Raw genomic sequence first — 12555 nt, 5'->3', positions numbered from 1 at the left:
TACGGGCGCGGCGGCGAAACGCTGCCGCCGCTTACTTTACGCCGCGAGACCCGCGGCTGTCTTTTGAAACGGAACGAAGCCCTTCAGCGCCTCGACGCGCCTGAGCCACGCGTTCACGTTCGTGTAGGCGGCAAGGTCGACGTTGCCTTCGGGCGCGCTCGAAATGTAGCTGTAGAGCGCGACATCCGCGATGGTCGGATGCGCGGCGGCGGTCGCGGCGATCCAGTCGCGATTGGCCAGTTCCGCGTCGATCACCTTGAGGACGTTGTGCGCCCGCGCGATGACTTCGTTCGCGTCGAACTTCGCGCCGAACACGGTGACGAGACGCGCGGCGGCGGGACCGAACGCGATCTGCCCGGCCGCGACCGAGAGCCAGCGCTGTACGGCGGCGGCTTCGGCGGGCGTTTCGGGCAGCCATTTCGTGTCGCCGGCTTTTTTCGCGAGATAAACGAGGATCGCGTTGGAATCGGCGATGACCGTATGGCCATCGACGAGCACCGGAATCTGGCCGAAGCGATTCAGCCTCAGATATTCGGGCGTCTTGTGCGCGGCGGCGGCGAGATCGACGAACGCTTCGTCATGTTCGACGCCCAGCAGATTCAGAAACAGACGCGCGCGGTGTGCATGCCCGGACAGCGGATGATGATAGATCTTCACGGCAAGTTCCCCGATTCGGTCGATGGCCGGGCGATGTCCCGTCCTGTGAATCGAGTATCGGTTCTTGCCGCGAGAAGGAGAATAGCGTCGATTTTCAAATCACCATGCTCGAATCGAGAACGGTGAGCGCGAAGTGGTCGGGCCGGCTCACGCTGCTGTTATTCGCCGCGAGGCACGTTTGCCTTGTTGCCCGCGAGCGGCGAGCCATAGCCGCCGCTGTTGGCGTTGTTCGGCAGGCCGTTGACGAGTTGCGCGCGCGGATCGCTCGGATTGAGATTGAGCTCGCCGGCCTGCGCGTTGCCATGCGTCGGATATTGACTGCCGAGCGGCGCGTTCGGCATGAGCTTCGTGTTGTTCTGCGGCGCGTACATGTCGGTTTCGACGCTCGGATGAAGCTGCGCGAAAGCCGATGTAGCGGCGAGGGCCGATGCGAGAACCAATGCGACGCGTGTCATGTTCATGGGGGACTCCTTGCAAGGCGTGATTCAGTGTAGTCCCGCGCGCGGGGTGACTCCGGTCATCTCCCTTCTGCCGACCAGTCCAGCATTTGTTCCTGAGCGCGCCGCGCTAGCTCCCGTATTTCCTCACCGGTGAAGCCGATTCCAGTAAAATTCGGCTCCCGAACAACCTCACCTCAAGAACGACGGACCCCGCGTCGACGGCACGCGCCTTGCTTAGGCTCCCTTGCTACCCGCACACGAGCTGGCCGCGCCACGGCGCACGACGCCCCGCGCGCCGCCGACTTCACACTAAAAGCGAATCGTTTCCCATGCCTCAAGCACCCGCGCCGCGCCGGCCACCCGCGAAAATCCTGCCGCCCGAAGCGCCCGGCGTGCGCGCGCTGGCGTCGCTGGTGACGGGCGTCGTCGTCATTTGCGCGCTGTACTTCGGCCGCGCGGTGATGATCCCGATCATCCTCGCGATTCTGTTGAGCTTTCTGCTTGCGCCGTTCGTCGAATTTTTGCGGCGGCTGCGTTTCGGACAAGTGCCTTCCGTGATTGTCGCCGTGGTGATCGCGCTCTCGGTGCTGACGGCGGTCGGCGCGCTGATCGGCGCTCAGGTCGCGCAACTCGCGGGCGATCTGCCGAAGTATCAGGTCGCCGTCGAGCGCAAGCTCGAAAACGTGCAGAAAATGACCGTCGGCCGCGCCGATGCGTTTCTCGGCCGTGCGTCGCGCGCGTTGAAGCGGATTTCGCCCACGCGCGAGCAGGAGCCGAAGAACGAGGACAACCCGGCCGCCTCGCCGATCGACCAGCCGATGCCCGTTGAAGTGCACGAGCCCACGCCGACGCCGCTGGAACTGGCGCAGCGCTTCCTGTCGCCGGTCATCAGTCCGCTGGAAACCACCGGCATCGTGCTCGTGGTCGCGGTGTTCATCCTGCTTCAGCGCGAAGATCTGCGCGACCGGCTGATCCGGCTTTTCGGCTCGCGCGACCTGCATCGCGCGACCACCGCGATGGACGAAGCCGCGCGGCGTCTGTCGCGCTACTTCCTCGCTCAGCTCGGCATCAACGTGAGCGTGGGCATCGTCATTTCGATCGGGCTCGCGATCATCGGCGTGCCGGGCGCGCTGCTCTTCGGCGTGATGGCCGCGTTGCTGCGCTTCGTGCCCTACGTCGGGACGTGGATCGCGGCGCTCGTCGCGGTCGTGTTCGCGGCGGCCGTCGGTCCCGGCTGGGCGATGCTCGTGTGGACCATCGTGCTCTTCGGCGTGACGGACATTCTCGCGGGCCACGTCGTCGAGCCGCTGCTGTACGGGCACAGCACGGGGCTTTCGCCGTTCGCGGTGATTGTCGCGGCGATTTTCTGGAGCTGGATCTGGGGGCCGGTCGGCCTCGTGCTCTCGACGCCGCTCACGCTTTGCCTCGTGATTCTCGGCCGCCATGTCGATCGCCTCGAATTTCTCGACGTGCTGTTCGGCGACCGGCCCGCGCTCACACCCGCCGAGAACTTCTATCAGCGCCTGCTCGCGAACGATCCCGACGAGGCGCTCGTGCAGGCCGAGTCGCTGCTCAAGGAACGCTCGTTGATCGCGTATTACGACGAGGTCGCGCTCGAAGGCCTGCGTTACGCCCACAACGACGTGCTGCGCGGCGTCGTCACGGCGGACCAGTTGCGGCGCATCAACGAATCGGCGCTAGACATCATCGAAGGGCTGGAGGATGCGGAAGACGTGGCGGTGAGCGTCGCGCCGAGAGAGGAGTTGCCCGCGAGCTTCGAATCGCCCGACGACGGGCCGCGGATCGCGCCCGAGTCGCCGCCCGCGCGTTTCGATCCGCACACGGAAGGCCACACGGCGTCGGTGCTGTGCATCGCGGGGAGAAGCGAGCTCGACGATCTCGCGGCGACCATCGCCGTGCAGCTTTTCCGCAAGCACGGCCTGTACGCGGACCTGGCGGGCTACGAACGCTTCTCGCGCGGACGCTTCGGCGAGGTCGATCTCGCCGGCGTGTCGATCATCTGCGTCGTGTCGTTCGATGCGGCCGAGTCGCCGCCGTATCTGCGCAATCTGCTGCGGCGTCTGCATCAGCGGGCGCCTTCGGCCGAACTGATCGTCGGATTGATATTCCCCGAGAGTTCGCTGCAAGGCGAAGTGCTCGTGCGCACGAGTTCGGCGGCGGTGTCCTTCGGAGAGCTGGTCGAGGCCTGCGTGGCCGCCGCGCGCCGTCAGTCCACCGACGGCGTGCCGTGGGCGGGCCTCGACGATCCGGGCGGCGAAACCGCGCTGAGCGGTCCGCGCGAGGACGCGCCCGAATTGCGCGACGCGTGATGCGTAGCTACGGCGCGACGCGGTTCAGCGGTTGCCGTCGAACAGATCGTTGAGCATGGTGTCGAAGGCGGCTTGCGCGTCTTCGAGTTCCTGAAGCGCGGCGTCGAAGGTCTGCAGCGCGATTTGCGACGGCCGGCTGTCGCCTTCGGGCGGGAAATGTTTCTGCAGCGCCAGGAAGGCGGACTGAACCTGGCGCGTCGCGTTGACGATCCGTTCCATGGCTCGCGCTTCTTCCGTGCGATTGTTCTCAGCGGTCATCGGAAAGACTCCTCGTTGGCAATGCTCCGATAGTACCAAGCGATGCGCGTTTCGACCCGGCCCGATCTCAAGCCTCGGCCACCGTGAAGAGGCGCACGGCTTCGTCGAGAACGACCGCGCGTTGCGCGAGGCGCTGCGCCGTGGCCGCGGCCTGCTCGACGAGCGCGGCGTTCTGCTGGGTCGAATCGTCGAGATGGGCGACCGCCTGATTCACCTGCGCGATGCCGTCGGCCTGCTCGCCGCTCGCCTTCGCCACTTCCATGATGATCGCCGACACGCGGTTCACCGCTTCGTCGATGGCGCGCATCTGGCTCGTCGTGCGCGTGACGAGGTTCGTGCCTTCCGCGATCTGCGCGACGCTCGTCGCCACGACGCCTTCGATTTCCTTCGCCGATGCCGCGCAGCGCTGCGCGAGATTGCGCACTTCGGTCGCGACGACCGCGAACGAGCGGCCCGCTTCGCCCGCCCGCGCCGCCTCGACGGCCGCGTTCAACGCGAGGATGTTGGTCTGGAACGCGATGCCGTCGATGACATCGGTGATGTCCGCGATGCGCCGCGACGCCGCCGTGATGCCCGCCATCGTCTGCTCGACCTGGCTCGCGATGCGCCCGCCGTCGTCCGCCGCCGCCTGCGCTTCCTTCACGAGTTCCAGCGCGCGCACGGTGGCGTCGGCGTTGCCTTGCACGGTCGTGGTGAGCTGATCCATCGTCGCGGCCGTCTGTTCGAGCGACGCCGCCTGCATCTCCGTGCGGCGCGACAGGTCCGTGTTGCCGCTCGAAATCTCGTTGGCGGCGTCGAGCATGCCGCCGATCTGGCCGCGCACGTCGAACACGATCGCCGCGAGATTGGCCTTCAACTGGCCGAGCGCGCGCTGCACGTCGCCGAGATCGTCGTGGCGCGCATCGGGCATGTCCGCGGTCAGGTCGCCCGCCGCCATGCGCGCGGCGAAGCTGGACATCGTGCGTACCGGGGCATCGACCTGACGCGAAAGCGCGAGCCAGCCCGCGAAGCTCACGGCCGAACTCGCGCCGAACGCGATCCAGAAAGGCAGCGGCGGCGCACCGCGCCAGCCGGCCAGCGCCGCGATCAGCATGCTGGCGGGCACGGCCGCGAAAGCCACGGCGAGACGCGCGCTTACCGGCATGTTCGCGAGCGACGCGATCTTGCCCGCGATGCCGTGCTTCACGAGCGCGCCGCGCACGAGCCGGTGCGACGCGTTGCCCGCCTTGATCTGCGCATAGAGCGTGGTCGCCTCGCGTACTTCGTCGCGCGTCGGCTTCACTCGCACCGAGAGGAAGCCTACGACTTTGCCGTGCTCCATCACCGGCGTGACGTTCGCGCGCACCCAGTAGTGATCGCCGTTTTTGCGGCGATTCTTCACGAGCGCGGTCCATGAGCGGCCGGCGCGCACGGTCGACCAGAGATCGGCGAACGCTTCGCGCGGCATGTCCGGATGACGGATGATGTTGTGCGGCTGGCCGATCAATTCGTCGCGCGAGAAGCCCGACACCGACACGAAGGCCGGATTGCAGTATTGAATGTTGCCGGAAAGATCGGTGGCGGAGACGAGCATCTCCGAGGCGGGGAATTCGAACTCTTGCTGGGTGACGGGCTGGTTATTGCGCATGATGTCCTTGCTTCTTCCAATTCACGCGCCGCCTTTTTCGAAAGACGGCGCGCGCCTGATTACAAGGACATAACGGCCGAAACCCCCACGATCTTTAAGGGTTTCCGAATAAAACGCTCACGTGCGGCGGAATGTCGCCGATAACGCGCGCGTCGCTTACTGCGCGCTCCATCCGCCGTCGATCTGCAGCGCCGAGCCGCGCATTTCGCTCGCCGCGTCGGAGCAGAGAAACACCGTCATCTCGCCGATCTGCTGCGCCGTCACGAACTGCGCCGACGGCTGCTTGTCGCCGAGCAGCTTCGCGCGCGCGGCATCGGGCGTGAGCGAGTCGCGCGCGGCGAGGTCGTCGATCTGCTTCTGCACGAGCGGCGTGAGCACGAAGCCCGGGCAGATCGCGTTGACGGTCACGCCGGTGCGCGCGTTTTCGAGCGCGGCGACCTTCGTCAGGCCGAGAATGCCGTGCTTCGCGGCGACATAAGCCGACTTGCCCGCCGAGCCGACGAGCCCGTGCACCGACGCGATATTGATCACGCGGCCCCAGTTGCGCGCACGCATCTGCGGTAGCGCGACGCGCATCGTGTGGAACGCCGAGCTCAGATTGATCGCGATGATCGCGTCCCAGCGATCGACCGGAAATTCGTCGATGGTCGCGACATGCTGAATGCCCGCGTTGTTCACGAGCACATCGACGGCGCCGAATTGCTCGCTCGCGAAGGCGATCATCGCTTCGATTTCTTCCGGCTTCGTCATGTCGGCCGGATGATGCACGGCTTTGACGCCGGTCGCTTCGATCTGCTTCAGCGCGCCTTGCACGTCGCCGAAACCGTTGAGCACGAGATTCGCGCCGGCTTGCGCGAGCGCCGTGGCGATGCCGAGGCCGATGCCGCTCGTCGAGCCGGTAACGAGCGCGGTCTTGCCGGCGAGCGATCTGTTCGATGCGGTTTGTGTCATACGCGGTCTGTTCCTTCGGGTTCGATTGGGTTCTTGCGAAGTTTGGTGCGTCGGGCCGGGGCGCGTAAATCGGGGTTTTCGGCTCGTCACGCGCCCAGAAAAACATCAAACGATGCCGGTCATGTAATACACCGCGATCACGAAGAACACGGCCAGCGTCTTGATGACCGTCACCGCGAAAATATCGCGATACGACTCGCGGTGCGTGAGCCCCGTCACCGCGAGCAGCGTGATGACCGCGCCGTTGTGCGGCAGCGTGTCCATGCCGCCGGACGCCATCGCCACGACGCGATGCAGCACTTCGAGCGGAATGTGCGCGGCCTGCGCGCCGGCGATGAACGTATCGGACATCGCGGCGAGCGCGATGCTCATGCCGCCCGACGCCGAGCCGGTGATGCCCGCGAGCGAGCTCACGGAAATGGCCGCGTTGACAAGCGGATTCGGGATGCTCTTCAACGCATCGCTGACCACGAGAAAGCCCGGCAAAGCCGCGATCACGCCGCCGAAACCGTATTCGGAAGCCGTGTTCATCGCCGCGAGCAGCGCGCCCGCGACCGCCGCGCGCGTGCCCACCGCGAAGCGTTCCTTCACGCGCGAGAACGCGCTCAGCAGCACGAGCACGATGCCGAGCAGCAACGCGCCTTCGACCGCCCAGATCGCGACGACGGTCTTGACGGCCGTCGTGACCGGCGCATGCACGCCCGGCAGCACTTCCGGCGGCACCGTGTAGCTCGCGCCGTACCACGTCGGAATCCACTTCGTCAGCGCGAAGTTGGCGACGCCGACGAGGATCAGCGGCGCGACCGCGAGCAGCGGATTCGGCAGCGAGGTCGATTCCACGCGCTCCGGCTCGTTCACGAGCGACGTGCCGTAGCCTTCGCCCTTGGCCATCGCCGAACGGCGGCGCCATTCTAGAAACGTCAGACCCACGACGATGATGAACACCGAGCCGATCACGCCGAGCCACGGCGCGGCCCAGCCGGTCGTCTTGAAGAACGTCGTCGGGATAATGTTCTGAATCTGCGGCGTGCCCGGCAGCGAATCCATCGTGAACGAGAACGCGCCCAGCGCGATCGCGCCCGGCATCAGGCGCTTGGGAATATTGCTCTGCCGATACATTTCCGCCGCGAACGGATACACGGCGAACACGACGACGAACAACGACACGCCGCCATAGGTGAGCAGCGCGCAGACCGCGACGATCACCGCATTCACGCGCGACTTGCCGATGTATCGAATGGCGGCGGCGACGATCGACTCCGAGAATCCCGACAGTTCGATGACCTTGCCGAATACCGCGCCGAGCAGGAAGACCGGGAAGTAGAGCTTGACGAAGCCGACCATCTTCTCCATGAAGATGCCGGAGAAAACCGGCGCGACGGCGGCGGGATCGGTGAGAAGGACGGCCGCGAGCGCGGCGATCGGCGCAAAAAGAATGACGCTGTAGCCGCGATAGGCGGCGAGCATCAGGAACGCCAGGGCGGCGAGCACGATGATGAACGACATTGAGTCTCCGGATTGGTCTGTTTTTTGAAACTGTCCGCGCGCTTCTTCTGGAAGCGCTGCTAGCGCATCGATAACGCACCGCGCGGGCAGAATGCAGTTTTCGTGCCAATGCGCTGAGACGCTGGCGCGACGGGCACCGGGCAAGGATGACACCGCAAAGTTTCAGACAAATGTCTCCGAATCGAGACGCCTGCGCGTGTCAAAATCGCGGCGCTTCCTGTCAAAGACTAGTACAGATGCCGATTGCCGACACGTCTCGAAGTTGAGATATTTGTCTCGATATGGAGAAAATTGAGAATATGGGCATCATGCGCAACGACTGGATCAACGTGCCCGCAGACTATAGCGACGTGATGCGCCGCGCGATGGAATCGCTTTTCAAGACCTTCGAGAATCTGAGCGAAGGCACCTTCATCGTCGATGCGGACGCGCGCGTCGTGTGGATCAACAAGCGCTACGCGGCGCGCTTCGGCTTCGACGATCCGCTCGACGCGATCGGCCTCGACTGCGAAGCGGTGATTCCGAACAGCCTGATGCGCGAGGTCGTCGCGACCGGCAAGCCGATCCTGCTCGACGTGCTGGAAACGGATCGCGAGCCACTCGTCGTCACGCGTCTGCCGCTCAAGGACGACTCGGGCGCAACCGTCGGCGCAATCGGCTTCGCGCTCTTCGACGAGATGAAAGCGCTCACGCCGCTTTTCGCGCATTACTCGCGCGTGCAGCAGGAACTGATCGCGACGCGCCAGTCGCTCGCGCAGGCGCGGCGCGCGAAGTACACGTTTTCGAGCTTCGTCGGCACGAGCCCGGTCAGTCTCGAAGTGAAGCGTCAGGCGCGGCGCGCCGCGCTCGTCGATTCGCCGGTGCTCCTGCTCGGCGAAACCGGAACCGGCAAGGAACTGCTCGCGCATTCGATCCACGGGGCATCGACGCGCGCGGGCAAGCCGCTCGTGACCGTCAACGTCGCCGCGATTCCGGACACGCTGCTCGAAGTCGAGTTCTTCGGCGCGGCGGCGGGCGCGTACACGGGCGCGGAACGGAAAGGGCGCGTGGGCAAGTTCGAACTGGCCGACGGCGGCACGCTCTTTCTCGACGAAATCGGCGACATGCCGCTGCCGCTTCAGGGCAAGCTGCTGCGCGTGTTGCAGGACAAGGAGTTCGAGCCGCTCGGCTCGAATCGCATCGTGCGCGCGGACGTGCGCATTATCGCGGCGACGTCCGCCGATCTGCCCGCGCTCGTCGCGGCGGGACGTTTTCGCGCGGACCTGTTCTATCGGCTGAACGTACTGACGATTCAGGCGCCGCCGTTGCGCGACCGGCTCGGCGATATCGAAGCGCTCGCCTACGCGATCCTCGAAGATCTGTCGGCCGATACGAGACCGGGGCACGTTGGCCATTTCGTGCTGCATAAAGACGGTTTGCAGATGCTCGAAGCCTATTCGTGGCCCGGCAATGTCCGCGAACTGCGCAACACGCTCGAACGCGCGTTGATGCTTTCCGAGACCGAGCATATCGACGCCCGCGCGCTCTCCGCGTTCATCGATGCCGGGCGCGTCGCGATCGCGGCGCAGGCCGAACCGGCTGCACAGAACGACGGCGATCCGCCGAACGTGTCCTATGCCGACGCGATGGCCGATTTCGAGCGGCGCTTTCTCTCCGATGCATTGCGCGCGAGCGGCGGGCGCGTCTCGGACGCGGCGGAGCAAATCGGCATCGGGCGGGCTACGTTGTACAAGAAGATCGCGGCGCTCGGAATCGCCGTCTGACGGACTTTCGCGCACGGGCGAATCGGCCCGAAAGCTCCCCGTGGCATACTCCCGAAATCGAAAATAACGACCAAAAATCAAAGGGGTAACGATGAAATTCGGGATTAAAAACGGGATCGGGTTTGGCAGATCGATCGGCCTTTCGGTCATGCTCGCGGGCGGCGCGTGGGCGCTCGCCGGATGCAGCAGCGCGCCGCCGCTTTTTTCCGCCGACGGACGTCCCACGCAGCAGATTCAATGCCCCGCTTACGGCGGCTGGAAGAATTGCGCGGACAACGCGAAGGTGCTCTGTCCGGCCGGCTACGACGTCCTCGATCAATCGACTGAGAACAATCAGAACTCGCTACTCGTCGCCTGCAAGGGAAGCTAAGAAGTCAGCCCTGCTGCGTCTCGCGCAGCATCGTAACGTCGTAGCCCAGCGCGCGCGTGCGCTCGATCAGCGTGCGGCGCAACTCCGCTGAAGGCTTCGCTTCACGCGTCAATATCCACAAATAGCGCCCGCTCGGTTCGCCGACGATGGACCACGTGTAATCGTCGGCGTGATCGAGAATCCAATAGTCGCCAACGTAGAACGGGCCGAAGAATGACACTTTCAGCTTCGTCCCGTTCGAACCGGGGACGATCTTCGCGCGTCCTTCCGCTGTCCGGTACGGACCGGTCGGTCCGCCTTGCCTGCATGCGTTGATGACGGATACGAGCCCGTCCTCGCGTCGCGCGTAGTTCGCGGTGACGACTTCGCAATTGCGCTCGAAGCGATTTTCGTAGCGCGCGAACTCGTGCCATTGTCCGAGATAGCGATCGAGGTCCACCGCCTTCGACGGTTCGGGCACATTGTCATTGCCGCTTTTGCGCGCGCCGTTCGAAGCGCATGCGGCCAGCGTGGCGACGCCGCCGATCAAAACCAGCGCCGCGGCACCGTATGTCCAAGCTCTTCTGATAGTCATGTTTCCTGGTTGCGTGAGAAGTACGAAGGCAGACGGAGCAGCAAACTTTATTCCGCCCGCGCGCGGCTCCCGAATTTCCTCACCGCAAGCAGCGTCCGGCGACGCGTGCCAAATACCGCGCGAAGCGCAAGTGGCTGTCCTGATTGGCTTTTATTTCGCACACGCGGCTCGGCGAGACCGCGTTTTCCCGTCTCCCGAATCACCTCACCTTAATCGACGCGCGTGGATTTACCGTCGGCGGGAGATTGCGAATCACCGGTCGAACGGATTCGCGGGGATGACGCGTCGCAAGAGAAGGAGAAACATCGAATGCGTTAAGGAACAATGGCTTGCGCCGTCTATTTAACAATGCGAGTGAGATTCTGCATTGTTTCGAAATCCCGATGATCTGTCGATGAGTGAGCCGCGCGCGCAACCTCAGGCTCACCGTCGCGAGGCTCCCGAATCGTCTCACCTTTTAAACTCGGAGTATTCTTTCGCTCTCTTCCTCTCACGCTCAGCGCAGTTGTCTCATGCCTTCGCCGGTTTCCCTGCCTCAAGCATTCGCCTCGCTGCCTTCGCTTCTTAAGCCGCTCTTCACGATCATCCTGCCGGTCTTCGGTCTCATCTTCGCGGGCTACGCGTGCCGCAAGCTGAACAAGCTCGGGCCGACCGCCGCATCCGAACTCAATCGTTTCGTCGTTTATCTCGCGCTGCCCGCGCTGCTCTTCGACATCATGGCGAAGACGCCGTGGTCCATGCTCGATCAGCCCGCGTTCATCGCCGCGTTCGGCATCGGCTCGGCGGCGATCTTCCTGCTGACGCTCATCGTGCGCCTAATGCAGTCGCGTCATCTCGCCGATGCGAGCATCGACGGCTTGAACGCCGCGTATCCGAACACCGGTTTCGTCGGCTTGCCGCTTTGCCTGCTCGCGTTCGGCAAGGAAAGTCTCGCGCCCGCCGTGATCGCGACGATCATCACCGTGTGCGTGCTGTTCGCGGTGGCGATCGTGTTGATCGAACTCGGACTGCAAACCGAGAAGCACATCGGCGCAACGCTCGGGCATGTGGCGAAGTCGCTCGTGAAGAATCCGCTGCTGATCGCGCCGCTCGCGGGCGCGTTGCTGAGCGGCTCGGGCGCGCGCGTGCCCGAAGGCGCGGAGGCGTTGCTCAAGCTCCTCGGCGGCGCGGCGAGCCCGTGTGCGCTCGTCGCGCTGGGCCTCTTTCTCGGCGCGAAAGGCGAGGCGCGCGACATCAGGACGACGAGCGCGCTCGTCGCGCTCAAGCTGATCGCCCAGCCGCTTTTGACCTGGTGGCTCGCGTTTCATCTTTTCGCTTTGCCGCCGCTTTGGGCGAAGACCGCGGTGATTCTGAGCGCGCTGCCGACCGGCACCGGCCCGTTCATGCTCGCGGAGTTTTATCGGCGCGAGGGCGGCGTGACGTCGAGTTCGATTCTCTTCTCGACGATCGTTTCGCTCATCACGGTCACGCTTTGTCTGACTGTGATGCTCTGAGCGCGAAAAAAACGCCCGGCGCGGGCGCGCCGGGCGTAACCACCTTCTGTTCGACGGTGGAGGAGGACCAGTTCAGACTGCTTTCTCTGATTCTTCGAACACGCCGCTGCTCAATGCGAACTTGCGCCGTCGCGCCCGTCGACTTGAAGTTGCGCATGCCGCTCCTGATAGGGACGCAACTGCGGATAGCTCAGTGAATTCACGGCATCCAGATCGCCCGCGCGACGCGCGCTCGCGAGTTCCGCCTTCACTTCGGCGCGAGTCTTGGCCGCCGACGCCGATTGTGCGAAAGCCGGCGCGCTGGCGAGAAGCGCGGACAAAACGAGACCGCCGATCAAAGTGCTTTTCATTTGCAACCTCCTGAATGCCGATGCGCCGAGGCCGACGCTTGAGAGGCAGTTTAGGAGTGTTCCTATTAGACAAAAATACCGATTGAACCAACACATTGTTGTCGGGAATGGATGAATACCGGCCCGCAATCGCAGGTAAATACTGACTACACACCGCAATTGTTGCGATATTGGTAAAAGCGCGCGTTCCGACGATGCGCCCGTTTCTGTGCCGGAAACGCGCCGATTTGACGCGC

Annotated in this window: 12 protein-coding genes; 4 read left to right on the top strand and 8 right to left on the bottom strand. The window is 64.4% G+C overall.

From position 1 onward, the window contains the following. Positions 1 to 36: 36 nt before the first annotated feature. Both AWB82_RS10675 and AWB82_RS10670 read right to left on the bottom strand, forming a co-directional pair. On the bottom strand, positions 37 to 657 hold the full coding sequence (locus AWB82_RS10675; RefSeq protein WP_086967105.1) for a glutathione S-transferase family protein: 621 nt from the start codon (positions 655 to 657) through the stop codon (positions 37 to 39). Positions 658 to 815: 158 nt separating this feature from the next. Then, a complete protein-coding gene (locus tag AWB82_RS10670) occupies positions 816 to 1118 on the bottom strand; it encodes a hypothetical protein (RefSeq protein ID WP_086967104.1) in 303 nt (100 codons plus the stop codon). A 308-nt stretch (positions 1119 to 1426) separates the two neighbouring features. On the opposite strand from AWB82_RS10670, the gene AWB82_RS10665 reads away from it, so the two are divergent. Next, positions 1427 to 3427 carry an AI-2E family transporter gene (locus AWB82_RS10665; RefSeq protein ID WP_086967103.1) on the top strand — a complete coding sequence of 667 codons (2001 nt, stop codon included), beginning with the start codon at positions 1427 to 1429 and terminating at the stop codon, positions 3425 to 3427. A gap of 24 nt (positions 3428 to 3451) precedes the next feature. On the opposite strand, the gene AWB82_RS10660 is transcribed toward AWB82_RS10665, so the two are convergent. The 4 genes from AWB82_RS10660 to AWB82_RS10645 all read right to left on the bottom strand — a co-directional run bounded on the left by AWB82_RS10660 (position 3452) and on the right by AWB82_RS10645 (position 7769). Continuing rightward, the gene (locus AWB82_RS10660; protein WP_086967102.1) at positions 3452 to 3685 is read right to left on the bottom strand and encodes a hypothetical protein; all 234 of its coding nucleotides are present in this window, start codon (positions 3683 to 3685) and stop codon (positions 3452 to 3454) included. 67 nt (positions 3686 to 3752) lie between these two features. Then, positions 3753 to 5312 (bottom strand): methyl-accepting chemotaxis protein, encoded by a 1560-nt coding sequence (locus AWB82_RS10655; protein WP_086967101.1) that lies wholly within the window; start codon positions 5310 to 5312, stop codon positions 3753 to 3755. Between the two features lie 156 nt (positions 5313 to 5468). Beyond that, positions 5469 to 6263, bottom strand: coding sequence for a 3-hydroxybutyrate dehydrogenase (locus tag AWB82_RS10650; protein ID WP_086967100.1), 795 nt, complete (start codon positions 6261 to 6263; stop codon positions 5469 to 5471). 105 nt (positions 6264 to 6368) lie between these two features. Beyond that, positions 6369 to 7769 carry a GntP family permease gene (locus tag AWB82_RS10645; protein WP_086967099.1) on the bottom strand — a complete coding sequence of 467 codons (1401 nt, stop codon included), beginning with the start codon at positions 7767 to 7769 and terminating at the stop codon, positions 6369 to 6371. 308 nt (positions 7770 to 8077) lie between these two features. Here AWB82_RS10645 and AWB82_RS10640 point away from each other — a divergent pair, with 308 nt between their 5' ends. Continuing rightward, positions 8078 to 9532: a sigma-54 interaction domain-containing protein gene (locus AWB82_RS10640; RefSeq protein ID WP_086967201.1), complete on the top strand. Its 1455-nt coding sequence runs from the start codon at positions 8078 to 8080 to the stop codon at positions 9530 to 9532. Between the two features lie 91 nt (positions 9533 to 9623). Further along, complete coding sequence (locus AWB82_RS10635; protein ID WP_235023256.1) at positions 9624 to 9902, top strand: hypothetical protein; 279 nt, start codon at positions 9624 to 9626, stop codon at positions 9900 to 9902. Between the two features lie 4 nt (positions 9903 to 9906). Here the strand turns inward: AWB82_RS10635 and AWB82_RS10630 are convergent, their stop codons facing one another. Further along, the gene (locus tag AWB82_RS10630; protein ID WP_086967098.1) at positions 9907 to 10476 is read right to left on the bottom strand and encodes a lipocalin family protein; all 570 of its coding nucleotides are present in this window, start codon (positions 10474 to 10476) and stop codon (positions 9907 to 9909) included. A 512-nt stretch (positions 10477 to 10988) separates the two neighbouring features. On the opposite strand from AWB82_RS10630, the gene AWB82_RS10625 reads away from it, so the two are divergent. Then, positions 10989 to 11969, top strand: coding sequence for an AEC family transporter (locus tag AWB82_RS10625; RefSeq protein WP_235023255.1), 981 nt, complete (start codon positions 10989 to 10991; stop codon positions 11967 to 11969). Positions 11970 to 12079: 110 nt separating this feature from the next. Here AWB82_RS10625 and AWB82_RS10620 read toward each other — a convergent pair whose 3' ends face one another. After that, positions 12080 to 12319, bottom strand: coding sequence for a DUF4148 domain-containing protein (locus AWB82_RS10620; RefSeq protein ID WP_086967097.1), 240 nt, complete (start codon positions 12317 to 12319; stop codon positions 12080 to 12082). Between the last annotated feature and the right edge of the window lie 236 nt (positions 12320 to 12555).

Origin of the sequence: Caballeronia glebae (assembly GCF_001545035.1) — a bacterium.
GTDB classification, from domain to species: domain Bacteria; phylum Pseudomonadota; class Gammaproteobacteria; order Burkholderiales; family Burkholderiaceae; genus Caballeronia; species Caballeronia glebae.
Note: the sequence above shows the minus strand (reverse complement) of the source record. Positions and strands in the feature narration are given on the sequence as shown.